Source organism: Bradyrhizobium sp. CIR18 (assembly GCF_014198295.1).
Taxonomy (GTDB): Bacteria; Pseudomonadota; Alphaproteobacteria; order Rhizobiales; family Xanthobacteraceae; genus Bradyrhizobium.
Window position 1 is genome coordinate 21,493 of sequence record NZ_JACIHF010000005.1, and the last position, 25,782, is coordinate 47,274.

Here is a 25,782-nt window from a genome sequence, read left to right on the forward strand (position 1 = left end):
GGAGCGTGTTGATGAAAAGATTTTTGGTTGCGGCGGTGTTCCTCGGCGCCATCAGTGTGCCCGCGATGGCGATCGATCTGCCCGCGGAGATCGCCAAGCGGGGCAGCATCAAGGTGGCGTTGGTGCCGAACTATCCGCCGATGGAGTTCCGCGATCCCGCGACCAACGCGCTGTCCGGCTTCGACATCGATCTCGGCGAAGCCATCGGCCGCAAGCTCGGCGTCAAGATCGAATGGCAGGAGACGAGCTTTGCCGAGTTCATGCCGTCGATCTCGACCGGGCGCGTGGACGCCATCCTGTCCGGCTTCACCGATTATGCCAGCCGGCACGAGATCGCGTCCTTCGTCGATTATCTGCGCAGCGGTCCGCAGTTCTTCGTGCAGCAGTCGCGCAAGGCGGAGTTCAAGGACGCCGCATCACTCTGCGGCAAGAAGGTTGGCGCCAGTCGCCGCACCATGTTCCCGGCGCAGATTGCGGTGTGGAGCGAAAAGAATTGCGGCAGCAGTCCGATTCAGTTCGTCGGCACCGACGGCTCGGCCGACGCCCGCACCCAGCTGAGGCAAGGCCGCATCGATGCCGCCGCCCAGGGCAACGAGACGCTGCCCTACATCATGGACCTCGAGCCCGGCACTTATGCAACGGTGGGCGAGCCCATCGCACAGCAATTCACCGGCATCGCCCTGCCGGTCAAGGAAAAGGCCTTGCAGCAGGCCATGCTGGAGGCGGTCGACGCGCTGATCGCCGACGGCACCTACAAGACCCTGCTTGCCAAGTGGAAACTCACCGACAACGGATTAGAGAAGGCGACCATCAATGCTGGACAGTAAAGCACTCCAGAGCATCCCGCTCGTCCCGGCCAACACCGCAGATCCCGCGCCGGACTATCCGTGGCCGAAGCCGTACACCTCGGCGATGTTCCTGTCGTTCGACGTGGACGCCGAGAGCGCGTGGACCAGCAAGGACGCAGTGCACGCCCAGCGGCTCATCACCATGAGCTATGGCGGCTATGAGGCCCGCGTCGGCACGCCAAAACTGCTGGAGCTGCTCGACCAGCTCGATCTGAAAGCGACCTTCTTTGTCACGGGATGGTCGGTCGATGCGCATCCCGCGATGGCCGAGTCCATCCTCAAGGCCGGTCACGAGATCGGACATCACGGCTATCATCATCTGCTGCCCGATCCCGGCGATCCCTGGATCGAGGAGGAGCTTGAGCGCGGTTTCGAGGCGCTGAAGCGCCGGCTTGGCGTCAAGCCGACCGGCTATCGCGCGCCGTACGGCGAGTTCACCGAGGAGCTGCGCGTCGCGCTGGTGCGCCACGGCATCGTCTACACCTCCTCGTTCCGCGACGACGTCAGGCCCTATCGCCATCGTCTCGCCGACGGCAAGCCCGGCACGATCGAGCTGCCGGTCACCGCGAGCTATGACGATTGGATGCACGGTCTCTCCGCGCGCTTCAGCCCGCGCTCGATCTTCCCCAAGGAACATGTGCTCTCGATCTGGAAGGACGAGCTCGACGAGGTCCGCGACTGGGGCGCGATGGTGACGACGGTGCTGCATCCGCAGTGCAGCGGCCGCCCGATGCGGCTGCGGCTGCTGCGCGAATTCCTGACTTACGCAAAGTCGTGCCCGGATGTCTGGATCACCACCGGCGAGAAGATCGCGGAGAATTTTTTGCGCCACGAGGCCGGTAACCGCTAGGGAGCGCCATGACCCGTATCCTCGTCATCAACCCGAACTCCTCGGCCTCGGTAACGGCGGCGATCGACGAGGCGGTCGCGCCGCTGCGGATCGCCGGCGGGCCTGAGATCGAAGTGGTCGGCCTCGCCGAGGGGCCGCCGGGCATCAGCTCGCAGCGCGATGCCGACAGCGTCGTCATGCCGCTGGTGAATCGCGTCGCGCGCGAGGATGCCGATGCCTTCGTGCTCGCCTGCTTCAGCGATCCCGGCCTGCATGCGGTGCGCGAGGCGGCCGGCGGTCGTCCCGTGATGGGCATCGCCGAATGCGGCATCTTTCGCGCGCTGATGCTGGGTGAACGTTTTGGCATCATCGCGCTGTCGCCCTCGAGCATCCGGCGCCAGCAACGGATGGTGCGGCTGATGGGCGTCGACGGCCGCTATGCCGGAAGCTGGTCGGTCGGCGCGAGCGCAGCCGAGACCGCAGCTGCAGATATCCGGGGACGGTTGATCGACGCCGGCCGCGCGCTGGTCACGCAATGCCGCGCCGATGTCGTGGTGATGGGCTGCGCCGGCATGGCCTCGCACCGCGCGGCAATTGCGGAGGCGATTGGCGTGCCCGTGGTCGAGCCGGCGCAGCAGGCGATCGCCGCTGCGATCGGTGCGGTCTTGTTGAACATATGAAGCACAAATGATGAAGCCCCGTTTTTCTGACACAGCTCAGGCTACGCGCTCGCTGCAACCTCTCCCGCTTGCGGGGGAGGTCGACGCGCGAAGCGCGGCGGGTGGGGGCTCTTTCCTCTCGGGGTCATCGCCTGCGGAGACACCCCCACCCCAGCCCTTCCCCGCAAGCGGGAGAGGGAGCACACCGCGGCCGCGGCTGCATGTCACCGCACTCAGGAGCCTCTCGTAATGTCTATCTCCCGCCGTTCGCTCCTTAGGGCTGCCGCAGCCATGCCGGCGCTTTCGCTGCCGGGCATCGTGCGTGCCGAATCCCAATCCACGCTGCGCTTCATCCCCGTGATCGACCTCGCTTTCGTCGATCCCATCTACTCGACCGCGCAGGTGTCGCGGAACCACGGCTTCATGGTCTACGACACGCTCTATGGCATGAGCGCCTCGCTCCAGGTCTCGCCGCAGATGCTGTCGGGTCATGTCATTTCCGGTGACGGGCTGCAGTGGGACCTCAGCTTGCGCGACGGCCTGTTCTGGCACGATGGCGAGCGCGTGCTCGCGCGCGACTGCGTGGCGAGCATCCGCCGCTGGGCCGCACGCGACGGTTTTGGCGGTGAGCTGATGGAGGCGACCGACGAGCTGTCCGCCGCCGACGACCGCATCATCCGCTTTCGTCTCAAGCGTCCGTTCCCGCTGTTGCCGCAGGCACTCGGCAAGGCCGCAATCAATGCCTGCTTCATGATGCCGGAGCGGCTGGCGAGCCAGGATCCGTTCAAGCCGCTGACCGAGGTGATCGGCAGCGGCCCGTTCCACTACCTCGCCGACGAGCGCGTGCAGGGTGCGCGCAACGCCTATGCGAAGTTCGAGCGCTATCAGCCGCGCACGGACGGCAAGCCGGATTGGACCGCGGGTCCGAAGATCGTGCACTATGATCGCGTGGTCTGGACCACCACGCCCGATGCCGGCACCGGCGTTGCCGCGCTGCAGACAGGCGAGCAGGACTGGCAGGAGACCACGCCGCATGATTTGTTGCCGGTGATCAAGGCCGCCGGTGACATCGAGACGCGCATCCTCGATCCCAGAGGTTACGCCTGCATGCTGCGCCTCAATCACCTGCAGCCGCCGTTCGACAATCCCGCCATCCGCCGCGCACTGCTCGGCGCGATCGACCAGTCCGCGTTCATGACGGCCGTGGCCGGCGTCGATCCCGCCTTCCAGGTCTCGCCGATCGGCTACTTCGCGCCCGGCACGCCGATGGCGAGCGAGGTCGGGCTCGACGTGTTCCGCGGGCCCCGCGACTACGCCAAGGTCAAGGCCGATCTGAAGGCGGCCGGTTATAATGGCGAGAAGATCGTGGTGCTTGTGCCCACCAATTCGCTGGCGCAGAAGCCGCTCGGCGAGATCGCGGTCGATAGCTTGCGCAAGGCCGGCATGAACGTCGAATATGCCGGGCTCGACTTCGCCGTCGTGTTGCAGCGCCAGCTCAAGAAGGACCCGATCGGGCAGGGCGGCTGGAGTGCGGCGGTCGGCAATTGGCAGGGCATCGACTGGCTCAACCCGGCCGGCAACACCAACATCCGCGGCGAAGGCAAGGTCGCCGGCTGGTATGCGAGCGAGAAGATGGGGCCCTTGCGCAGCCAGTGGCTGGCGGCGTCCGAGCTCGCCGAGCAGCAGCGCATCTGCCGTCAGGTCCAGGCAGTGGCGTTCGAGGAGATTCCCTACATCCCGATCGGCCTGTACAAGCAGCCGACCGCCTATCGCAAAGCCATCACCGGCATTCTCGACGGCACCGCCGTCTTCTGGAACGTACGCCCAGCATGAGCACCACAGCAATCTTCGGCAGCTATGTGCTGTCACGGAAAGACGGCGCGCAGGATGTGCTGCGCGACCATTGGGTCCTGATCGAAGGCAAGAAGATCGCCGCGGTCACGGGCGACAAGCCGCGCGCGGATGAGGTCTACGACCGCCCGGGCCGCTTCGTGCTGCCGGGCCTCCTCAACCTGCACAATCACTGTTTCAGCGAGGCGGTAGCGCGCAGCCACACCGAGGACGGCAACGGCCGCAAGAACAACCAGAGCATCGTCTACACGGTGCTGTTGCCGCTGACCAAGCGTGGCGCCGATCTGCTGTCGGCGGAAGAACGTATGGCGGTGGCGCGGCTCGGCATCCTCCAGCTGCTCAAGGGCGGCGCCACCACGGTGATGGAGCCGTTCCGGAATTCGATTCCGGAGATGTTCGACGCCGCCGAGGAGATGGGCATCCGGTTCTATGGTGCGCCCTATCTGTTCTCGACGTCCGACGCCAAGGCGGGCCTTGACGGCGTGGTGCGCTATTCCGGCGATGACGGCGCCGCTGACATGGCGACCTGGGATGCGCTCTACCAGCGCTGGAACAAGCGCGGCCATGGCCGCATCGGCCTCGCCATGAGCCCGCACGCCACCGACACCTGCGGCCCCGATCTGCTCAAAGCCTGCGCCGCGCGAGCGCGCGAGCTCGGCGTGCCCATCACGACGCATATGGCGCAGAGCCGCGCCGAGGTCGAGACCATCGGCAAGCGTTATGGCGGCCGCACGCCGGCGGAGTATCTGGACTGGCTCGGCCTGCTCGCGCCCGACCTGATGGCCGCGCATTGCATGTTCAGCACCGACGACGATCTCAAGCTGATGGCCGCGCGCGGCATGACCGTGCTGAACTGCCCGCGCGTGTTCGCGCGCGCCGGCGTCACCGCGGCCTTCAGCCGGTTCGCCGAGCATGGCGTGCGCACCGTGGTCGGCACCGACGGCTACAACATGGATCTGCTCGGCGAGCTCAATGCGGCGTCGATGATCTCCAAGATCACCTCGGCGCGTCCCGACGTCGCCAATTCGCCGCAGCTGATCGAGGCGAACACGGCGGTCGCCGCCAACGTCATCAAGCGGCCGGACCTCGGTCGGATCGAGCCGGGTGCAACCGCCGATCTGACCGTGGTCGATCTCACCCACCCGCATCTCCAGCCGCTGTTCGATCCCCGCCGCGCGCTGATCGCGCTCGCCAACCGTGCCAATATCGATCAGGTCGTGGTCGATGGCCGCGTGCTGATCGATGCCGGCCGCTATCTCGGCGCCGACGAAGCGGCGATCACCGCAGCAGGCAGCGCCGCGATCGGCAAGATCTGGGATTTGCCGGAGGCGCAGGCGGCGTTCAACGGCTGAGACCAGCGCCGCCCTCGAACTCCATCAGCGCCTTGCGCATGGTCTCCACCAGATCCAGCGCCACCGGCGACGGACTGCGCTGTGCCGGAAATACCGCCGAGAATTCGAAGTCGATGCGCGGCAGGAAGCGCCGCACGACGACGCCGCGGGTGGCAAATTCCTGCGCGGTGAAGGGATCGCAGATCGAGACCCCGAGCCCGGATGACACCATCCCGCACATGATCTCCGACAGCGTGGTCTCCACCCGCAACACGCGGCGGACGTCGCTGCGGTGAAAGACCTGGTCGACGAGGTGGCGGCTCGACGATCCCGCCGACAGCGAGATGAACGTCTCACCCTCGAAATCGCGTGGCTCCAGCACTTCTTTCTCCGCGAGGCGATGTCCGGTCGGCAGCACCGCGACGCGCGCCAGCGCCGGCAGCCGCAGGCTCGGCAGGCCGGAATGGGCAATCGGCACCTCGGCGAAGCCGATGTCGCATTGATTGTTCAAAACCCAGTCGACCACAATCGGCGAGATCACTCCGAAGAAGGCCAGGTTGAGGTTGGGCCGTTCCATCAGGAAGTGCCCGGCAAGCCGCGGCAGATAGCCGTTCGCCAGCGCCGGCAGCGCGGCGATGCGCAGCGAGCCGGTCCGGCGTCCCCGGATTTCTTCGGCCGCAGCCGTGATGCGTTCGAGACCGACGAAGGACCGTTCGACCTCGGTGTAGAGCGCCATTGCCGCGGCGGTCGGCACGAGGCCGGTGCCGCGCCGCTCGAACAGCTCCATCTTCAACAGCGCCTGGAAGTCGCGCAGCAACCGGCTGACAGCCGGCTGCGTCACCACCATCAGCTTCGCGGCCTCGGTGACGCTGCCGGTCAGCATGGTCGCGCGGAAGGCCTCCACCTGCCGCGAATTGATCCGCGCCATTCCAAACATCCATAACATTTAGGCATACAGAGGTTGCCATTATTCATTGGACGATGGAAGTATAGGTTGCGATCTTTTTCATCAGGACTGGAGACAGCCCGCTTTTTCGGCAGATTGGAGGGGTTCAAGCCTCCAGATCGCGCCAAAACCCGCCGAATGGGCGCCGGAGCCCTGTTTGGAGACGGGATTGCGCGGAAGGAAATGCGGAAGAGGCTTCAGCCAGCGAGACTCGTCGGCACGTCACCTCATTCCGGTATGGAGATCGGTCCACATGAAGACTCTTCGCCTTCTGACCGCGGTCAGCATCGCAGCGCTCATTGCCGCCCCCTCAGTCGCTTCGGCCCAGCAAAAGACGCTCTACGTCGCCGGCTATGGCGGCTCGTTCGAGAAGACGATCCGCGATGAGGTGATCCCTGCCTTCGAGAAGGAGAACGGCGTCAAGGTCGAATACGTTGCCGGCAACTCCACCGACACGCTGGCAAAACTCCAGGCGCAGAAGGGCAACCAGCAGATCGACGTTGCCATCGTCGATGACGGCCCGATGTACCAGGCGATTCAGCTCGGCTTCTGCGGCAAGCTCGATAGCCTGCCCGCCGATCTCTACGACACCGCGCGCTTCAAGGACGATCGTGCCGTCGCGATCGGCATCGTCGCGACCGGGCTGATGTACAACACCAAGGTGTTCAAGGAGAAAGGCTGGGCGCCGCCGACCTCCTGGAACGACCTGAAGGACACGAAATACGCCAAGCAACTCGTGATCCCGCCGATCAACAACACCTACGGTCTCGAAGCGCTGGTGATGCTGTCGAAGATGAACGGCGGCGGCGAGACCAATGTCGATTCCGGTTTCAAGATATTCAAGGAACAGATCAATCCGAACGTGCTCGCTTACGAGCCGTCGCCGGGCAAGATGACCGAGCTGTTCCAGTCCGGCCAGGCCGTGATCGCGGTGTGGGGCACCGGCCGCGTGCAGAGCTTTGCCAACACCGGCTTCCCTGTCGACTTCGTCTACCCGAAGGAAGGCGCCGCGACGCTGCTGACGACGGCCTGTCCGATCACCAAGCCCAACGCCTCGCCGCTGGCAGCAAGCTTCGTCAAGATGCTGCTCGACCCAAAAATCCAGCTCGTGATGCTGAAGGATTACGGCTACGGCCCGGTGCTGAAATCGCTGGTGATCCCGCCCGAGCTCGGCAAGATGGCGCCGATCGGCGAGCGTGCGGCCAAGCTCTATAATCCGGACTGGACCGTCATCAACGAGAAGCGCGAGGAGTGGACCAAGCGCTGGAATCGCGAGGTCGAGCGTTGACCTGATCGTCGCAGCGGAGACAGCGTATGGCCTATCTCGAGCTCGATCGGGTCGCCAAGCAGTTCGGGGCGCAGACTGTAGTCGACGACTTCAGTCTCGCCGTGAGGAAGGGGGAGTTCATCTCCTTCCTCGGCCCTTCCGGCTGCGGGAAGACCACGACGTTGCAGATGATCGCGGGTTTCCTCGATCCCACGCGCGGCGCCATCCGCCTCGAGGGCAAGGACTTGACCGCGATCCATCCGGCCAAGCGCGGGCTCGGCATCGTGTTCCAAAGCTACGCGCTGTTTCCGCACATGACGGCGGCAGAGAATGTCGCCTTCGGTCTCGAGATGCGCAATGTGCCGCGCACTGAACGAGCCGAGCGCGTCCGTGCCGCGCTCGCGATGGTCGGCCTCGCCGGCTTTGAGGACCGTCATCCCCGCCGCATGTCCGGCGGCCAGCAGCAGCGCGTGGCACTCGCCCGCGCGCTGGTGATCAAGCCGAGCGTGCTCTTGCTCGACGAGCCGCTGTCCAATCTCGACGCAAAACTGCGCGAGGAGATGCAGATCGAGCTGCGCCAGATCCAGCGCACCATCGGCACCACCACGATCCTCGTGACCCATGACCAGAACGAGGCGATGTCGTTGTCCGACCGCATCGTGGTGATGAGCCAGGGCAAGATCGAGCAGATCGGCACGCCGCAGGAGACCTATGAGAAGCCGGCCTCGGCCTTCGTCTCGCAGTTCCTGGGCAAGACCAACGATTTTGCCGCGGCGGTCGATCGGACCGCCACGCCAGCGCGGGTGACAGCGGGCTCCTGGAGTGCGCCGGCCCCGGCGGGCCTCAGCGGCCCCGTCACTGTCAGCATCCGCCCTGAAAGAATCGGCTTCGGCGATGCCGGCCTCAGCGCAAAGATCGTCACGCGCATCTTCCAGGGCAATCACTGGCTGTTCCAGTGCGACAGCGAATGCGGCCCCGCGATCGTGATCCGCCAGAATGACGGCAAGGCGCAGCCGGCCGAGGGCGAGGCGGTTCACCTCGCCTGGCGACCCGAAGACATGAGCGTCCGCGCGAGGGCCGGCGCATGAGCGCGGTCGCCGAGGAGCGCAGCCCGCGTGCGCCATGGGCGCTGACGGCGCCCGCCCTGATGCTGTTCGTCGGTGTGCTGCTGATTCCGCTGGCAATGACCGTGATGCTGTCGTTCCACGATTGGGGCCAATACAAGGGCATCGAGCCGGTCTTCATCCTCAAGAACTGGCACGAGATCGCGACCGATCCCTATTACGCCGAAATGTTCTGGCGGACCTTTCGGATCGCGATCCTGACCACGCTGCTCACCGCGCTGCTCGGGGCACCCGAAGCCTACATCCTCAACCGCATGAGCGGGCGCTGGAAGAGTTTTTTCCTGCTGGTCATTCTCGGGCCGCTCTTGATCTCCGTGGTGGCGCGCACGCTGGGCTGGGCGCTGCTGTTTGGCGGCAACAACGGCCTCGTCAACAAGCTCCTGATGTCGCTCGGGGTGATGCGTTCCCCCATTCCCTTCATGTTTACCGAGACGGGCATGATCATCGCGCTCGCACATGTGATGATGCCGTTCATGGTGCTCTCGGTGTGGGCGGCGCTGCAGCGGCTTGATCCGCAGATCGAGAATGCCGCGATGTCGCTCGGTGCGGGTCCCGCCACCATCATCCGGCGCATCATCATGCCGCAGATCATGCCGGGTGTGCTGTCGGGTGCGATCATCGTGTTTTCGCTCTCGGCCAGCGCGTTTGCGACGCCCGCGATCATCGGCGGCCGCCGGCTCAAGGTCGCGGCGACGCTGGCCTATGACGAATTTCTCAACACGCTGAACTGGCCGCTGGGTGCGGCGGTCGCCACGCTCCTGCTGGTCGCGCTGGTGCTGATCGTCGTCGGCAGCAACACGCTGATTGAGCGGCGATACGCCGAGGTGTTCCGATGAGACGGAACGGCCCGCTGGCGCTGATCTTTCATACCTTCTTCGTTATCGTCATGGTGGCGCCGATCCTGGTGGTCTGTCTCGTCGCCTTCACGCCCGAAGGCTTCCTGTCGCTGCCGACCAACGGCTTCTCGCTGCGCTGGTTCAAGACGATCGCGAACTATCCCGAATTCATCCACGCCTTCTGGGTCAGCCTTGGCCTCGGTGCGCTATCATCATTCGTCGCGCTGCTGTTCGCGGTGCCGGCGGCAATGGCGATCGCGCGCTATCGATTCCGCGGCCGTGATGCGCTGGCCGCGCTGTTCCTCTCGCCGCTGATGATCCCGCATGTCGTGCTCGGCATCGCTTTCCTGCGCTTCTTCACCTCGGCTGGCCTCGGCGGCAGTTTTGCCGCGCTGATCATCGCGCATGTCATCATCGTGTTTCCGTTCGCGCTGCGGCTGACGCTTGCGGCCGCGACGGGCATGGACCGCACGGTCGAGATAGCCGCGGTCTCGCTCGGCGCCGGCGGCTGGACGCTGTTTCGCCGCGTGACCCTGCCGCTGATCCTGCCCGGCGTCATCAGCGGCTGGGCGCTCGCCTTCATCCAGTCCTTCGACGATCTGACCATGACCGTCTTCCTCGCGGCACCCGGCACCGAGACGTTGCCGGTGCGCATGTTCCTTTATATCCAGGACAACATCGATCCGCTGGTGACGTCGGTCTCGGCCTGCGTGATCGCTGTTACCATGACCGCTCTCATTCTGCTCGACCGCTTCTACGGGCTCGACCGTGTGCTCGCCGGCAAGGGCGGCGATACGGGGCGATAGGAGAACTTATGCGAACGGATTACGACGTCGCCGTGGTCGGCGGCGGATTGCTCGGCTCCGCCATTGCCTGGGGCCTCGGCCGGCTCGGCAAGTCCGTTGCCGTGCTCGACGAGGGCGACATCACCAAGCGCGCCTCGCGCGCGAATTTCGCGCTGGTGTGGGTGCAGAGCAAGGGGCTCGGCATGCCAGCCTATACGGTGTGGACCGTGCAGGCGTCGCAGGCGTGGGCTCGGCTTGCTTCCGAGCTGAAACAGCAGACTGGCCTTGATGTCTCGCTTCAGCAGAATGGCGGCTTTCACCTCACCCTCGGCGAGGACGAGTTCGGCCAGCGAACCGAGCTGGTCAAGCGGATGCACAACCAGGCCGGTGCCGCCGACTACAAGATGGAGATGCTCTCCGCATCCGAGGTGAAGAAGTCGCTGCCGCTGATCGGACCGGAGGTTTCCGGTGGCAGCTATTGCCCGCTCGACGGCCACGTCAATTCGCTGCGCACGTTCCGCGCCTTTCACACCGGCTTCAGGGCATTCGGCATCGACTATTTCCCGGAGCGTCCGGTCTCGGCGATCAGCAAGAGCGGCGGCGAATTCCACCTGACCACGCCGAAGGGCGAGCTGCGCGCGGCCAAGATCGTGCTCGCTGCCGGCAATGCCAACCAGACGCTGGCGCCGATGGTCGGCCTCTACGCGCCGATGGGCCCGACCCGCGGCCAGATCGTGGTGACCGAGCGCACCATGCCGTTCCTGCCGCATCCCCTGACCACGATCCGCCAGACCGACGAGGGCACCGTGATGATCGGCGACAGCAAGGAGGACGAGCTCGACGATCGCGCGCTGAAGCATTCGATCAGCGCCGTGATGACCGATCGCGCGCAGCGCATGTTCCCGCATCTCTCGCGGCTCAACGTGGTCAGGAGCTGGGCCGGCATCCGCGTCATGCCGCAGGACGGGTTTCCGATCTACGACCAGTCGGAGACGCATCCCGGCGCATTCGTCGCCTGCTGCCATTCCGGCGTGACGCTGGCCTCCAACCATGCCTTCGAGATCGCGCGCATGGTCGCACAAGGCGCGCTCGAGCCGGAGCTGGTCGGTGCGTTCTCCGCCAGCCGCTTCGGCGACGCGGGTGCTGCGAACAACAGCGGCTATTAGAGAATTTTAAGGAGCCACGAGGCATCCCATGTTTAAGAGATCCGAACAGGACAAACGTCCGCAGGTGCAGATCCTCGTCGACGGCGTTGCCGTCGCCGCGCGCCAGGGCGACACCGTCTCTGCCGCGCTGCTTGCCTCCGGCTTGGACGCGCGGCGTTCGACTGCGGTGAGCGGCGCGCCGCGTCTGCCCTATTGCATGATGGGCGTCTGCTTCGACTGCCTCGTCACCATCGACGGTGTCGGCAACCGCCAGGGCTGCCTCGTGCCTGTCGCCGAGGGTATGCAGATCGAGATTCAGAAGGGCAAGCGGGAGATCGGAAAATGACTGTGGCTCCCAAACGCGAAGCCTATGATGTCGTGGTGATCGGCGCCGGGCCAGCGGGCCTTGCTGCCGCTGCGACCTCCGCCGAAGCCGGCCTCTCGACGTTGCTGCTCGACGAGAACATCGGCCCGGGCGGCCAGGTGTTCCGCGCAATTTCGTCCACACCGGTGACCGATCGCAATCAACTCGGCGCCGATTATTGGGTCGGTGCCGATCTCGTGCAGGCGCTGCGTACGACCAGCGCCGAGGTCATCCACCGTGCCACGGTCTGGAGCCTGGACCGCAACCTCGAGATCGCCGTCTCGGTCGGCGGCGCGTCCGCCTTCGTCAAGGCGCAGCGTGTGATCCTCGCGACCGGCGCACTGGAGCGGCCGTTTCCGATTCCCGGCTGGACGCTGCCGGGCGTGATGACCGGGGGTGCGGCGCAGACCATGCTGAAATCATCGGCGCTGGTGCCTGATGGCCGCACGGTGATCGCAGGGCAGGGGCCGCTGCTGTGGCTGCTCGCCGCGCAGATCCTGCGCCTCGGCGGCCGCATCGACCGCATCCTCGACACCACCGAGCGCGGCAATTACTTCGCGGCGCTTCCGCACGCCTTCGCATTCCTGACCTCACCCTATTTCACCAAGGGCCTCGCGATGATGCGCGAGGTGAAGGCGAAGGTGCAGGTCGTCTCCGGCGTCACGGAGCTCTCGGCGGCTGGCGAGGGCCAGCTCGCCAGCGTGAGCTATGTCGCCGGCGGCAAGCGCGACACCATTCCCGCGGATTTGCTGCTGCTGCATCAGGGCGTCGTGCCCAACGTCAACCTCGCGATGGCAGCCGGTGTCGAGCATCGCTGGGACGATCTGCAACTGTGCTGGTCGCCGGTGCTGGATGCCAGCGGCAGTTCATCGGTCGCCGGCATTGCGATCGCGGGCGACGGCGCCGGCATCGGTGGTGCCAATGCGGCTGTGGTGCGCGGCCGTATCGCGGCGCGCGCGGCCGTGGAGGCTCTGGCTCCTGCGGCTGCCGCAAAACTCGCAGCGATGGCGACGCTCCGTTCCGATCTCGCCAGGGCCGAGCGCGGCCGCGTCTTCCTCGACACGCTGTTCCGCCCGGCGCCGCAGTTCCGGATTCCCTCGGGCGACACCATCGTCTGTCGCTGCGAAGAGGTGACCGCAAAGGACGTCCTCGATTCCGTCGCGATCGGCGCGACCGGGCCGAACCAGCTCAAGGCCTATCGCCGCACCGGCATGGGCCCGTGCCAGGGCCGGCTCTGCGGCCTCACCGTCACCGAGCTGATGGCGCAGGCGCGCGGCAAGACTCCGCAGGAGATCGGCTATTACCGGCTGCGCGCGCCGGTGAAGCCGATCACGCTCGCCGAGCTCGCGGCCGTTCCGAAGAGCGAGGCTGACGTCAAGGCGGTGGTGCGCGGATGACAAGATGCGTGGATGCGATCGTCGTCGGCGGCGGCATCCACGGATGCTCCACCGCGCTGCATTTGTGCCTTGCCGGCCTCAAGCCGGTGCTGATCGAGAAGGATTATGCCGGACGCCACGCCTCCGGCGTCAATGCTGGCGGCGTCCGCCAGCTCGCGCGACACATCCCGGAGATTCCGCTTTCGATCCGCTCGATGGGAATCTGGGAGAAGATCAGGGATCTGCTCGACGACGATTGCAGCTTCGAGAGCCACGGCCAGGTGCTGGTCGCCGAGAACGAGGAGGAGCTCAGCGTTTGCCGCGCGCGCGTGGCCGAACTCAATGCGCTCGGCTTCACCCACGAAGAGCTGATCGACGCGACTGAATTGCGCCGGCTGGTGCCGGCGGTGGCTGAAAGCTGTCCCGGCGGCGTGGTCTCACGCCGCGACGGTGCCGCCAATCCGGCGCAGACGACGACGGCGTTCCGCCGCAGGGCCGGACAGCTGGGTGCGACCGTGCGCGAGGGCGTCGCCGCCAGCAACATCCGCTACAGCGATGGGCTCTGGCATGTCGATGTCGGCACTGAAACCTTTGCTGCGCCGGTGCTGGTGAACGCCGCCGGCGCCTGGGCCGGCAAGATCGCGGCTGCGCTCGGCGAGCCCGTGCCGGTCGAGACCGTGGCGCCGATGCTGATGATCACCTCGCGCGTGCCGCACTTCATCGACCCCGTCGTGATCCTGCGTGGGCGAAAGTTGTCCTTCAAGCAGTTCTCCAACGGCACGGTGCTGATCGGCGGCGGCCATCTGGCAACGCCTGATCAGGATCGCAACGAGACGGTGCTGGACTGGAAGAGCCTCGCCATCAGCGCCCGCACCGTGTTCGAGCTGTTCCCGGTGATGCGCAGCGCCACGATCGTCCGCGCCTGGGCCGGGATCGAAGCGAAGATGAAGGACGATATTCCCGTGTTCGGGCCGAGCAGCCGCCACAGGGGGCTCTATCACCAGTTCGGCTTCTCGCTGCACGGCTTTCAGCTCGGCCCCGGCGCCGGTGCCGTGATGGCCGAGCTGATCGTCAACGGCGGCACCCAGACCCGCATCGGTGATCTCGGCATCGACCGCTTCCATCCCACTACGCTCGGAGCATGAGGCCAATTTGTCGGATCAATCCCACAACGGGCTCGTTCTAACCTCTCCCGCTTGCGGGGGAGGTCGGCGCGTAGCGCCGGGTGGGGGCTCTCTCCACACTGGGAGTGTTCATTGTGGAGACACCCCCACCCCAGCCCTCCCCCGCAAGCGGGAGAGGGAGCGCACCGTCTTCGCGATCTCGACCTAATCTCGTCACGCTCTAACAACAAGAGGACATCATGAGCATCACCCGCAGCATCCGCACGCCCATCATGCACCGCGCCGTCGAGGCCAACGGCTTCGTCTTCCTCGGCGGCACCATCGCCGACGACACCTCGGTCTCGATGGGTGACCAGACCCGCAACATCCTCGGCAAGATCGCCGGCTATCTGAAGGAAGCCGGCACCGACAAGAGCCGCGTCGTCAGCGCCTCGATCTTCGTCACGGATCTCTCCAAGAAGAAGGAGATGGACGCGGCCTGGACCGAGTTCTTCGGCGACAATCTGCCGACCCGCGCCACGGTCGGCGTTGCCGATCTTGGCGGCAGCGCGCTGATCGAGGTGGTGGTCACCGCACTGAAGGGCTGAACGCGACAGGGACGTCGGCGCTCTCCGCGCCGTCGTCCCTCGCGCGGTGCCTTGATCTCGCCTTTGGAAGGTAATACTTAGAGGCTCCCTCAATCAGGACATTCGAGAGCCATGGATTTTACCCCGACCGCAAAGCCCATCCGCCTTGCTCACGGGGAATTCCATGCCTGCTTCAATCATCCTGTCGAATCTGTCGCTGTGCACGCCTGACGGCCGTTCTCTCTTTTCCAACCTCAATCTGACGTTCGGCGCCGAGCGGACCGGCCTCGTCGGCCGCAATGGCGTCGGGAAGACCACGCTGCTTGCATCGATCTCCGGGGAGCACCGTCCCCCCGCGGGACATGTCGCCGTCACCGGATCCGTTGGCTTGCTGCGCCAGGATGTCCAGCTCTCAGCGGGCGCGACGGTGGCCGATCTGTTCGGAGCGCGGGATCAACTCGCGTTGCTTCGCCAGGCTGAGCGCGGCGAAGCTTCGGCCGACGACCTCGCCGAGGTCGATTGGACTCTCGAAGCGCGCTTGCAAGTCGCCCTTGCACGTCTCGGGTTCGATCTCGCTCCCGAGACCGAACTGGAGCGGTTGTCCGGCGGCCAGATCACGCGGGTCCGTCTCGCCGCATTGGTCTTTGCCGAGCCTGACTTCCTGCTGCTGGACGAGCCCACCAACAACCTCGACCGGGACGGCCGCAAGGCCGTGATCGATCTGCTCGCGGCCTGGCGCGGTGGCGCGATCATCGTCAGCCACGACCGCAACCTACTCGAAGCGATGGATGCGATCGTCGAGCTGACGTCGCTCGGAGCCACGCGATACGGCGGCAATTGGAGCCGTTACCGCGAACAGAAAGCCGTCGAGCTCGCTGCCGTCAGGCACGACCTCGCGCATGCCGAGAGGCGGCTATGCGAGATCGACGGCAAGGCGCAGGAGGCCGCGGAGAAGAAAGCGCGCAAGGACAGCGGCGGCAGGAAGAAGCGCGCCAAGGGCGACATGCCGCGCATCCTGGCCGGGGCGCGCAAGGATCGCAGCGAGGATACCGGCGGCAAGACCGCACAAATCGCCGAGCGGCAGCGCGCGGAGGCGCTTCAAGCCGTCGACGAGGCGCGCCGGCGCGTCGAAATTCTTCAGCCGCTCTCCGTCAAGCTGCCCGTGACCGGCCTGCCGGCCGGCAGGGAGGTGCTTTGGCTCGACGGCGTCAGCGCCGGCTACCGGCCGGAGCAACCGGTCCTGCGCGATCTCTCATTCGCCGTCGTCGGTCCGGAGCGCGTCGCGCTGGTCGGGCCCAACGGCTCCGGCAAGACGACACTGCTGAAGCTGATCGCGGGCGAGCTGCGTCCGCTCTCGGGCACCCTGCGGGTCAGGCCGGATTTCGCGCTGTTCGATCAGAAGGTCAGCCTGCTCGATCCCGCGTTCTCCATCCTGGACAATTTTCGGCGCCTCAATCCGAAGGCGGGCGCGAACGAATGCCATGCCGCGCTGGCGCGGTTCATGTTTCGCGCCGACGCCGCCTTACAGGCAGCCGGAAGCCTCAGTGGCGGGCAAATGTTTCGCGCGGGCCTCGCTTGCGTGCTGGGCGGGTCATCGCCTCCGTCGCTGCTGATCCTGGATGAGCCGACCAATCATCTCGACATCGAGTCCATCGAAGCGGTCGAAGCAGGCTTGAGCGCCTATGACGGCGCGCTGCTCGTCGTCAGTCATGATGAAGCGTTCTTGCAGGCGATCGGGGTCACGCGACGGCTCGATCTCGCCGCCAAGGTCCTGCGCACTCATGGCGGGATCGTCTGATCCCGCCCGGCGGTCCTGATATGGCAGTGATTTTCAAAAACCCGACGCCCTGCCCCCAGCGCGTCGGGTGGAAAAAATGAGTATCAATCCGTGATCCCAACGCAACTGTTGTGACGCTTCCCGCAGCAATTGACCACTCCGGGAAACTACCGCGTCGGAATCGCGCTGAGCCGGCCGGTTTGCAACCTACGATGCTGCACTCCCGCCCGGCTCGAGCGCTTCGCCGATCTCGAGCGGATGGGCCATGGTCTCATGCAGCGCCTCGCGATCGAGCTCGCCTTCGGAGATGCTGATGACGATGCAGGCGACGCCGTTGCCGATCAGATTGGTCAGCGCGCGGCATTCGCTCATGAACTTGTCGATGCCGACCAGGATCGCGATCGACTGGATCGGGATGTCAGGCACGATTGACAGCGTCGCGGCGAGCGTGATGAAGCCTGCTCCGGTCACGCCCGAGGCGCCCTTCGAGGTGATCATGGCGATGCCGAGGATGCCGAGCTCCTGCCAGATGGTCAGATGCGTGTTGGTCGCCTGCGCCAGAAACAGCGTCGCCAGCGTCATGTAGATGTTGGTGCCGTCGAGGTTGAAGCTGTAGCCGGTCGGAATCACGAGGCCGACCACGGAGCGCGAGGCGCCGAGATGCTCCATCTTCTGGATCATCTGCGGCAGCACCGTCTCGGAGGACGAGGTGCCGAGCACGATCAGCAGCTCGTCCTTGATGTAGGCGATGAAGCGGAGGATCGAGAAGCCGGCGAGCCGCGCGATCGCCCCTAACACCACGAGCACGAACAGCATGCTGGTGAGATAGAACGTGCCGATCAGGGCGGCGAGGTTGATCAGCGAGCCGAGGCCGTAGGCGCCGACCGTGAAGGCCATCGCGCCGAACGCGCCGATCGGGGCGACGCGCACGATGATGCGGATGATGCCGAAGAACATCTTTGCGGCCTTGTCGATCGCGTCCGCAATGGGCTCGCCGGCTTTGCCGAGGAAGGCGATGGCGAAGCCGGACAGAATCGAGATCAGCAGCACCTGCAAAAGGTCGCCGCGCGCGATCGCGCCCAAATAGCTGTCGGGGATGATCGCCATCAGATGGGCGACGATGCCCTCTTCCTTGGCTTTGGTGACGTAGGTGGCCACCGAGTTCGGATCGATCGTGGCGGGATCGATGTTGAAGCCGTGCCCGGGCTGGAGAATCTCGCCGACCAGGAGGCCGACCGCGAGCGCGACGGTCGAGACCGTCTCGAAATAGATCAGCGACTTCAGCCCGACCCGGCCGACGCGCTTGAGGTCGCCCATCGAGGAGATGCCGTGCACGACAGTGCAGAAGATCACCGGCGCGATCATCATCTTGATCAGCGCGATGAAGCCGTCGCCGAGCGGCTTCAAGGCCTTGCCGAGATCGGGGTAGAAATAGCCGATCAGCACGCCGAGCACGATTGCGATCAGCACCTGGACGTAGAGGATCTTGTACCAGGGCTGATGCCGGCGATGGATGGCTGGCTGGATCGCGACTTGTGTCATAGAGTGGCCCCGGAACGCATTGATTTTGCGTGATTTCGATCTTGCATGGCTTGCATCATGTGATGGTCGCCGCAGAAGCGACAATCACATTTTTGTCTGTTCGCACGAAGATCGGTCGCTGCACCGCAACTGGGGGGAACATGTCGACTTCATCAGGCTCCGGCCGGCAACAGCAAGGCTATTTCCCGCGTTGGACGTTGAAGACCTCGGGCGTGATCATGCCGGAGGAGCGGCTGTCATGGGGCCAGACCATCGTCTCCGGTCTCCAGCACTGCGTCGCGATGTCGGGCTCGACGATCATCGCGCCGCTGCTGATGGGCTTCGATCCCAATGTCGCCGTCCTCTTCTCCGGCATCGGCACGCTGATCTTCTTCGTCATCGTCGCCGGTCGCGTTCCGAGCTATCTCGGCTCGAGCTTCGCCTTCATCGCCGTCGTCATCGCGGCCACAGGCTATGCCGGACAGGGGGCGAATCCCAATATTTCGGTCGCGCTCGGCGGCATCGTCGGAGCCGGAGTGCTCTATGGTGTGATCGCGCTGATCGTGATGTGGTCGGGGGTCGGCTGGATCGAGCGGCTGCTCCCGCCGGCCGTCACCGGTGCCGTGGTCGCCGCGATCGGCCTCAACCTCGCGCCCGTGGCGGTCAAGGCGGTGAGCGCGAATGCGTTCGACACCGGAATCGGTCTCGCGACCGTCCTGATCATCGGCGTGGTTGCCGTTGCAGCTCCAGGCTTGTGGCGCCGCCTGCCGATCATCCTCGGTGCGATCGGCGGATATCTTCTGTACCTGCTGTTCGCCAACGGCCTCGGCTTCGGCAAGCCGATCGACTTCGCGCAACTCTCGGCCGCGGCATGGCTCGGCATGCCGAGCTTCACCACGCCGACATTCCAGGCCGATGCGATCTTCCTGATCGCGCCGGTTGCGATCATTCTCGTCGCCGAGAATCTCGGTCACATCAAGGCCGTCGGCGCCATGACGGGCCGGAGTCTCGACGCCTATCTCGGCCGCGCGCTGTTCGCCGACAGCTTGGCTACCATCGTGGCGGCCTGCGGCGGCGGCACCGGCGTCACCACCTATGCCGAAAACATCGGCGTGATGGCGGCGACGAAGGTCTATTCGACATTGCTGTTTGCCTTCGCCGCCATCGTGTCGATCCTGCTCGGCTTCTCGCCGAAATTCGGCGCGCTGATCCTGTCGATCCCGGGGCCCGTCATTGGCGGCCTCTCGATCGTGCTGTTCGGGCTGATTGCGGCGATGGCCGGCCGGATCTGGGTCGAGAACAAGGTCGACTTCGCCAATCCTGCAAACCTGATCACTGTCGCCGTGGCGCTGACCGCCGGGGCGGGCGACCTCACGCTCAAATTCGGCGCGTTCACGATCGGCGGGATCGGCACCGCAACTTTTGGCGCCATCATCCTCTATCAGGTTCTGACGTCGCCACTCGCGCGCCGCGCGGAATGAATCCCAGCGATGCACGAAAGGGGATGGAACAAAACGCGCCGTCCGTCGATGATGAGCATCCCCGGAGAAAACCCATGCCGCAAACCGATCGCTCGACCTCCTTTCCCTCGCGCCTCGTCGGCCAATACGCCCTGGTGACCGGCGCCTCGCAAGGCATCGGTCGCGCCGTCGCCATCCGGCTCGCCCAGGAAGGCGCAACCGTCGCCATCAATTATTTCGAGCACGATGAGCGGGCGGAGGAGACGCTCGCGCTCGCGCGGGCCGCTTCGAGTGATCGCGGCCACGGCGCGCCCGATCACTGCATCGTCAAGGCCAATGTCGCCGACGGGCAAGAGATTGCTGCGATGTTCGAGGCAATCCTTTCGCGCTGGAAACGTCTCGATTGTCTCGTCAATAACGCCGGCTTCCAGAAGGAATCGCCGAGCGAGGCGCTCGACGTCGAGACCTATCGCCGGATCATCGACGTCAATCTCAACGGTGCCGTGCTCTGCGCGCAGAAGGCGCTCGCGCATTTCGTGGCGCGCGGGGGAGGGGGCTCCATCATCAACTGCTCGAGCGTCCACCAGATCATCCCGAAGCCCGGCTATCTCGCTTATTCGATCAGCAAGGGCGGCATGGCCAATCTGACACGCACGCTGGCGCTGGAATTCGCCGGCCGCGGCATTCGCGTCAACGCGGTCGGGCCTGGCGCGATCGACACGCCGATCAACGCGGCCTGGACCGGCGATCCCGAAAAGCGCGGCGTCGTCACCAGCCACATTCCCATGGGACGCGTTGGCACGCCGGAGGAGATCGCCGCCGTGTTCGCCTTCCTCGCGTCCGATGATGCGAGCTACATCACCGGGCAGACCCTGTACGCTTGCGGAGGCCTGACGCTATTCCCCGAGTTTCGCGAGAACTGGGCGAGTTGATCTCGGTTTGGGACTGCGAGGATGGCGGTTGGTCCGGGTAGGGGTCTGCGGCGCCGTGTGCTATCGACCGTGGACGACGCTGCCGCTATTGGCAAGCGTCGACACATGAAGGGCTCGTGACCACAAGCATCAACATCAATGCCTACAGCGACGCGCTGGTGGTCCTCGGCACGGCCGGTGTCGTGGTGCCGATCGTCCGCCATTGGGGCATCAATCCCGTGCTGGGCTATCTCGGCGCCGGCGCCATTCTCGGCCCGCTCGGGCTCGGCTCGCTCGTCAAGGACCTTCCGTTCCTGTACTGGTTCACCGTCGCGGACGCGCAGAACGTCGAGGGGATCGCCAATCTCGGCATCGTATTCCTGCTGTTCCTGATCGGGCTCGAGCTGTCTTTCAGGCGGCTCGTCACGATGCGACGCCTGGTGTTCGGGCTTGGCGGCCTGCAGGTGCTGGCGACGTCCGCCATGATCTTTGGCGCGGCGCTTCTCACCGGGCAGAGCTCGGATACGGCCGTCATCCTGGGCGCGAGCCTTGCGCTGTCCTCGACGGCGATCGTGCTCGAGCTTTTGTCCACTGAGAAACGACTTGCGACCACTGCCGGCCGCGCGACCTTCTCGGTGCTGCTGGCCCAGGACCTCGCAGTCGTTCCCATTCTGGTTTTCGTCTCGGTGCTCGGCGCCGGCAGCGGCGACTCGGTGTTGACGCACATCTCCAGCGCAATGCTGAAGGCCGCGCTGGCCGTCGCTGTCCTCACTCTGCTCGGGCGGCTGCTGATGCGGCCGCTGTTCCAGATGGTTGCTGGCACCCATTCGACGGAGCTGTTTGTCGCCGCGACCTTGTTCGTCATCGTCGGCGCAGGGATTGCCGCGCACCAGGCAGGCCTGTCGATGGCGCTCGGAGCATTCGTTGCGGGACTGATGCTGGCGGAGACCGAATATGGCAAGGCCATCGAGGCCACCGTCGAGCCGTTCAAGGGTCTGCTGCTGGGCATCTTCTTCTTCACGGTCGGCATGGCCATCGACTTCCGCGTGTTCATGCGCGAGCCTGGTTGGCTGCTGGCCGCGGTCATCGGCATTCTCGTCGGCAAGGCGATCGTGCTCATCCTCCTCGGCCGGCTCTTCAAGCTGTCCTGGGCGACGGCGATCGAGATCGGCTTCCTGCTGGGCCCCGTCGGTGAATTCGCGTTCGTCAGCATCGGGATGGCGGTGGCCGGCGGTCTGATCGAGCCTCGCGTGTCGAGCTTTGCCGTCGCCGTCACCGCGGTGACGATGGCCTTGACGCCGCTCTTGAGCATGCTCGGACGCCGACTGGCCGCGAAGCTGGGTCCTGAGCGCTCGCCCGATCCCGAACTGGCGGTTCGGCCGCCCGGCGATCGGGCGCAGGCCATCGTGGTCGGCTACGGCCGCGTTGGGAAAGTCGTCTGTTCGCTGCTCACCAGCCACGGCCTGAACTACATCGCGGTCGATCACGAGGCAGTCGCCGTGGCGCGCGACCGCCGCGACGGCCACAAGGTCTATTTTGGTGACGCGACGGAACCGGGTTTCCTCGAAGCTTGCGGCCTGATGCAGACGACCGGTGTGATCATTACCATCCAGTCGCGGCCGGCGATCGATGCTGTCGTCGAGCGGATCCGGGCGGTGCGGCCGGATGTGCTGATCGTTTCACGTGCGCGGGACGCCGACCATGCCCGCCACCTCTATGCGATCGGCGCAACCGATGCGGTGCCGGAAACCATCGAGGCAAGCCTGCAGCTTTCCGAAGCCGCACTGGTCGGCCTCGGAGTTGCGGTCGGGCATGCGATAGCCTCGGTGCACGAGAAGCGGGATGAATTCCGGCTGACGCTGCAGCAAGCCGCCCGCGTTGCCGGACAAGAGAAAGCGCGTCCGCTCGATCTCACCGGCCGCCAATCCCCGCGATAGCCGCCCATCCGGGGTCGCTATGCGCCGCGGACTGCGATGATCTGGCAAAACCGGCCCGCGCAGACTACATCTGCGCCATGGCAAACGCTCCACGGGCAAGCTCCCCGCTCCAGGATTTCGTCGGCCGGCACGAAAAGCTGTTCGTGCTGACCGGCGCCGGCTGCAGCACCAATTCGGGCATTCCCGATTATCGCGACAGCAACGGCGACTGGAAGCGGACCCAGCCGGTCAACTTCCAGTCCTTCATGTCGGACGAGCATACGCGGCGGCGCTATTGGGCGCGCAGTCTGATCGGCTGGCGGCGGTTCGGCCAGGCTCGCCCGAACGATGCGCATCACGCGCTGGCCCGGCTCGAGGCCAACGGCCGGTGCGGGATGCTGCTGACCCAGAATGTCGACCGGCTGCATCAGTCCGCCGGCCATAGGCAGGTGATCGACCTGCATGGCCGGCTCGACCTGGTCCGCTGCATGGGCTGCGGCCGCAAGACGCCGCGCGATGAGTTTCAGCACGCGCTTGGTCGCGCGAACGCGGCATGGCTGACGCTCGATGCGGCCGATGCACCCGATGGCGACGCTGATCTGGAGCACGAGGATTTTTCGTCCTTCCAGGTGCCTCCTTGCGAAGCCTGCGGCGGCATCCTCAAGCCCGACGTCGTGTTCTTCGGCGAGAACGTGCCCCGCGACATCGTCGCCACCGCGAAGGATCATCTGGCGCAGGCTGATGCCATGCTCGTCGTCGGATCCTCACTGATGGTCTATTCCGGATTCCGCTTCGTGCAGGCTGCCGCGCAGCGCAATATTCCGATCGCGGCGGTCAATCTCGGACGCACCCGCGCCGACGATCTCCTGACGCTGAAGGTCGAGGAGCGCTGCGAGGCGGCGCTTGCATTCCTGCTCTGATCGCGCCAGCGCCGAACACGTCTTGCCTATTGCATAGGTGCCAAGCAGAATGGCCGGGCGCGGCGTTGTCCTCGTCGTCCATGGCATGGAAATTGCTGCGCTTTCGACCCCAGTCTTGACGATCAGCGCGGAGAATTTGGAATGCTTGAGGGAGCCGAGGTGCGGCTTGCCGTTGATATCGGTGGCACGTTCACCGACATCGTGCTGGACGTGGGTCAGGATCGCAAGACGCGCAAGGTGCTGACGACGCCGCAGCGTCCCGAACAGGCCGTGCTGGACGGGATGCGTCTCATTCTCGCCGATGCGCGCGCGCATATCAGCGACATCGACGTCTTCATTCACGGCACCACGCTGGCGACCAACGCCATCATCGAGCGCCGCGGTGCCAAGACGGCCCTGATCGCTACCGAAGGCTTTCGCGACGTGCTCGATATCGGCACCGAAAGCCGCTACGACCAATATGATCTCGGAATCGACAAGCCGAGGCCGCTGGCGCCGCGCAGTTTGCGTTTCACCGTGCCCGAGCGCGTCGACGCCCACGGCGCGGTCCGTCTCCCGCTCGACGAAGCGTCGGTGCGTGCACTCGCGCCGAAATTGCGTGAGCTGGGCGTCGCGAGCGTTGCGATCGCTTTCCTGCACTCCTATGCCAATCCCGAGCACGAGCGACGTGCGGCCGCGATCCTGGCCGAGGAGATGCCAGGCATCTCCGTGACGGTGTCCTCGGCCGTTTGCCCGGAGATCCGCGAGTATGAGCGCACATCGACAGCGGTCGCGAACGCCTATGTGCAACCCCTGATCGACGGATATCTCGCCCGCATGGCCGACGCCTTGCAGGTCGAGCAGTTCCGCGGCGCCATCTATCTCGTCACGTCAGGTGGCGGCGTCACCTCGATCGAGACGGCACGGCGCTTTCCGGTGCGCCTCGTCGAGTCCGGGCCTGCCGGCGGCGCAATCTTCGCGGCGCAGATCGCGGCGCGTCTTGGCGAGAGCAAGGTCCTGTCCTTCGATATGGGCGGCACCACGGCAAAGATCTGCCTGATCGAAAAGTACCAGCCCGAGACCTCGCGCGTATTCGAGGTCGATCGCGCTGCGCGTTTCCTCAAAGGCTCCGGCTTGCCGGTGCGTATTCCCGTGATCGAGATGGTCGAGATCGGCGCCGGCGGCGGCTCGATCGCGCATGTCGATGCGATGAAGCGCGTCACCGTCGGGCCCGAGAGTGCCTCGTCCGAGCCGGGCCCGGCCTGCTATGGCCGCGGCGGCCAGCGTCCGGCCGTGACCGATGCGGACGTTGCGCTGGGCATGATCGATCCCGATGCGTTCGCGGCCGGGACGATCAAGCTCGACCCGGAACTTTCGAAGCAGGCGTTGCTGCGCGATGTCGGCGAGCCGCTCGGCCTGTCGGCGGAAACCGCGGCCTATGCCGTGCACGAGGTCGTCTGCGAGAACATGGCGAGCGCGGCGCGCGTCCATGCGGTCGAGCGCGGCGAGATCGTCGGCCAGCACACGCTGATCGCCTTTGGCGGTGCCGCGCCGTTGCACGCGGCGCGCGTTGCCGAGAAGATCGGCGCCTCCCGGGTGATCGTGCCGTCGAATGCCGGTGTCGGCTCGGCCGTCGGTTTCCTTGCGGCACCGATCGCTTATGAGCTGGTGCGCAGCCGACATGTCCGGCTCGATGATTTCGACACCGAAGCGGTGTCGGATCTCCTGCAGGAGATGGTGACGGAAGCGCGCGCGCTGGTCGAGCCTGGCGCCGCCGGTGCGCCGGTGCGCGAGCGCCGTGCCGCCTTCATGCGCTATGTCGGCCAAGGCCATGAGATCTCGGTCGAGCTGCCGAACCGGCGGCTGACGACGGCTGATCTCGCCGGCCTTCGCCAGAAGTTCGAGGCGGACTATTCCGCGATGTTCGAGCGGCCGATTCCGGGCGCCGCCATCGAAGTGCTGAGCTGGTCGGTGCTAGCGACCACCGAGGCGCGCAATCCGTCCACCGTTGCCGCCGTCACGCGCAAGCCTGCCGGCAAGGCTATCGGCAGCCGCAAATTCTTCGACGGCCGCGCCGGCGAGGTGATCGAGATCCCGCTCTATCGCCGCGAGGACATGGCGCCTGGGGCGACCATCGCAGGCCCGGCCGTGATCGCGGAGGACGAGACTTCCACCTTCGTCTCCAACAGTTTTGACGCGCATATCGACGGTGCCGGCAGCATCGTCATGGAACGGAAGGCAGCCTGA

At 65.6% G+C, this 25,782-nt stretch carries 22 protein-coding genes; 20 read left to right on the top strand and 2 right to left on the bottom strand.

The genetic code is table 11. From position 1 onward, the window contains the following. Positions 1–11 precede the first annotated feature (11 nt). The 5 genes from GGD65_RS18180 to GGD65_RS18200 all read left to right on the top strand — a co-directional run bounded on the left by GGD65_RS18180 (position 12) and on the right by GGD65_RS18200 (position 5,539). A complete protein-coding gene (locus tag GGD65_RS18180; protein WP_183236155.1) occupies positions 12–827 on the top strand; it encodes an ABC transporter substrate-binding protein in 816 nt (271 codons plus the stop codon). Next, the gene (locus tag GGD65_RS18185) at positions 814–1,698 is read left to right on the top strand and encodes a polysaccharide deacetylase (RefSeq protein ID WP_092254564.1); all 885 of its coding nucleotides are present in this window, start codon (positions 814–816) and stop codon (positions 1,696–1,698) included. The genes GGD65_RS18180 and GGD65_RS18185 overlap by 14 nt, the downstream gene beginning before the upstream one ends. Positions 1,699–1,706: 8 nt before the next feature. Continuing rightward, complete coding sequence (locus GGD65_RS18190) at positions 1,707–2,357, top strand: aspartate/glutamate racemase family protein (protein WP_183236156.1); 651 nt, start codon at positions 1,707–1,709, stop codon at positions 2,355–2,357. Positions 2,358–2,585: 228 nt separating this feature from the next. Then, on the top strand, positions 2,586–4,169 hold the full coding sequence (locus GGD65_RS18195; RefSeq protein WP_183236157.1) for an ABC transporter substrate-binding protein: 1,584 nt from the start codon (positions 2,586–2,588) through the stop codon (positions 4,167–4,169). Continuing rightward, positions 4,166–5,539 (top strand): amidohydrolase family protein, encoded by a 1,374-nt coding sequence (locus GGD65_RS18200; RefSeq protein ID WP_183236158.1) that lies wholly within the window; start codon positions 4,166–4,168, stop codon positions 5,537–5,539. The genes GGD65_RS18195 and GGD65_RS18200 overlap by 4 nt, the downstream gene beginning before the upstream one ends. Here the strand turns inward: GGD65_RS18200 and GGD65_RS18205 are convergent. Then, positions 5,529–6,446: a LysR substrate-binding domain-containing protein gene (locus GGD65_RS18205; RefSeq protein ID WP_018317725.1), complete on the bottom strand. Its 918-nt coding sequence runs from the start codon at positions 6,444–6,446 to the stop codon at positions 5,529–5,531. The genes GGD65_RS18200 and GGD65_RS18205 overlap by 11 nt on opposite strands. Before the next feature lie 271 nt (positions 6,447–6,717). Between GGD65_RS18205 and GGD65_RS18210 the strand changes: the two genes are divergently transcribed. From GGD65_RS18210 to GGD65_RS18255, 10 genes are all read left to right on the top strand, one after another. Then, positions 6,718–7,752 carry an ABC transporter substrate-binding protein gene (locus GGD65_RS18210; protein ID WP_183236159.1) on the top strand — a complete coding sequence of 345 codons (1,035 nt, stop codon included), beginning with the start codon at positions 6,718–6,720 and terminating at the stop codon, positions 7,750–7,752. 26 nt (positions 7,753–7,778) lie between these two features. Then, complete coding sequence (locus GGD65_RS18215) at positions 7,779–8,819, top strand: ABC transporter ATP-binding protein (RefSeq protein ID WP_183236160.1); 1,041 nt, start codon at positions 7,779–7,781, stop codon at positions 8,817–8,819. After that, on the top strand, positions 8,816–9,691 hold the full coding sequence (locus tag GGD65_RS18220) for an ABC transporter permease (protein ID WP_183236161.1): 876 nt from the start codon (positions 8,816–8,818) through the stop codon (positions 9,689–9,691). The genes GGD65_RS18215 and GGD65_RS18220 overlap by 4 nt, the downstream gene beginning before the upstream one ends. After that, entirely contained in the window at positions 9,688–10,497 is an 810-nt protein-coding gene (locus GGD65_RS18225; protein ID WP_183236162.1) for an ABC transporter permease, read from the top strand. Before GGD65_RS18220 ends, GGD65_RS18225 begins: the two co-directional genes overlap by 4 nt. 8 nt (positions 10,498–10,505) lie before the next feature. Next, a complete protein-coding gene (locus tag GGD65_RS18230) occupies positions 10,506–11,642 on the top strand; it encodes an FAD-binding oxidoreductase (protein WP_183236163.1) in 1,137 nt (378 codons plus the stop codon). A 28-nt stretch (positions 11,643–11,670) separates the two neighbouring features. Continuing rightward, on the top strand, positions 11,671–11,967 hold the full coding sequence (locus tag GGD65_RS18235) for a (2Fe-2S)-binding protein (RefSeq protein ID WP_018317731.1): 297 nt from the start codon (positions 11,671–11,673) through the stop codon (positions 11,965–11,967). Then, complete coding sequence (locus tag GGD65_RS18240) at positions 11,964–13,382, top strand: NAD(P)/FAD-dependent oxidoreductase (RefSeq protein WP_183236164.1); 1,419 nt, start codon at positions 11,964–11,966, stop codon at positions 13,380–13,382. Before GGD65_RS18235 ends, GGD65_RS18240 begins: the two co-directional genes overlap by 4 nt. Then, entirely contained in the window at positions 13,379–14,506 is a 1,128-nt protein-coding gene (locus GGD65_RS18245) for an FAD-binding oxidoreductase (RefSeq protein WP_183236165.1), read from the top strand. Before GGD65_RS18240 ends, GGD65_RS18245 begins: the two co-directional genes overlap by 4 nt. 218 nt (positions 14,507–14,724) lie before the next feature. Continuing rightward, positions 14,725–15,072: a RidA family protein gene (locus GGD65_RS18250; RefSeq protein ID WP_027545617.1), complete on the top strand. Its 348-nt coding sequence runs from the start codon at positions 14,725–14,727 to the stop codon at positions 15,070–15,072. A 163-nt stretch (positions 15,073–15,235) separates the two neighbouring features. Further along, the gene (locus GGD65_RS18255) at positions 15,236–16,849 is read left to right on the top strand and encodes an ABC-F family ATP-binding cassette domain-containing protein (RefSeq protein ID WP_183236166.1); all 1,614 of its coding nucleotides are present in this window, start codon (positions 15,236–15,238) and stop codon (positions 16,847–16,849) included. A 186-nt stretch (positions 16,850–17,035) separates the two neighbouring features. On the opposite strand, the gene GGD65_RS18260 is transcribed toward GGD65_RS18255, so the two are convergent. Then, positions 17,036–18,370: a dicarboxylate/amino acid:cation symporter gene (locus GGD65_RS18260; RefSeq protein WP_179738953.1), complete on the bottom strand. Its 1,335-nt coding sequence runs from the start codon at positions 18,368–18,370 to the stop codon at positions 17,036–17,038. A 140-nt stretch (positions 18,371–18,510) separates the two neighbouring features. Between GGD65_RS18260 and GGD65_RS18265 the strand changes: the two genes are divergently transcribed. The 5 genes from GGD65_RS18265 (at position 18,511) to GGD65_RS18285 (ending at position 25,782) form a co-directional block, all read left to right on the top strand. Continuing rightward, positions 18,511–19,830, top strand: a complete 1,320-nt coding sequence (locus GGD65_RS18265; RefSeq protein WP_183236167.1) for a solute carrier family 23 protein — start codon at positions 18,511–18,513, stop codon at positions 19,828–19,830. 74 nt (positions 19,831–19,904) lie between these two features. Then, positions 19,905–20,741: an SDR family oxidoreductase gene (locus GGD65_RS18270; protein ID WP_183236168.1), complete on the top strand. Its 837-nt coding sequence runs from the start codon at positions 19,905–19,907 to the stop codon at positions 20,739–20,741. Positions 20,742–20,857: 116 nt separating this feature from the next. After that, entirely contained in the window at positions 20,858–22,657 is a 1,800-nt protein-coding gene (locus tag GGD65_RS18275; RefSeq protein ID WP_183236169.1) for a cation:proton antiporter, read from the top strand. 77 nt (positions 22,658–22,734) lie between these two features. Continuing rightward, a complete protein-coding gene (locus tag GGD65_RS18280; protein ID WP_179738961.1) occupies positions 22,735–23,556 on the top strand; it encodes an NAD-dependent protein deacetylase in 822 nt (273 codons plus the stop codon). 141 nt (positions 23,557–23,697) lie between these two features. Then, entirely contained in the window at positions 23,698–25,782 is a 2,085-nt protein-coding gene (locus GGD65_RS18285) for a hydantoinase/oxoprolinase family protein (protein WP_183236170.1), read from the top strand.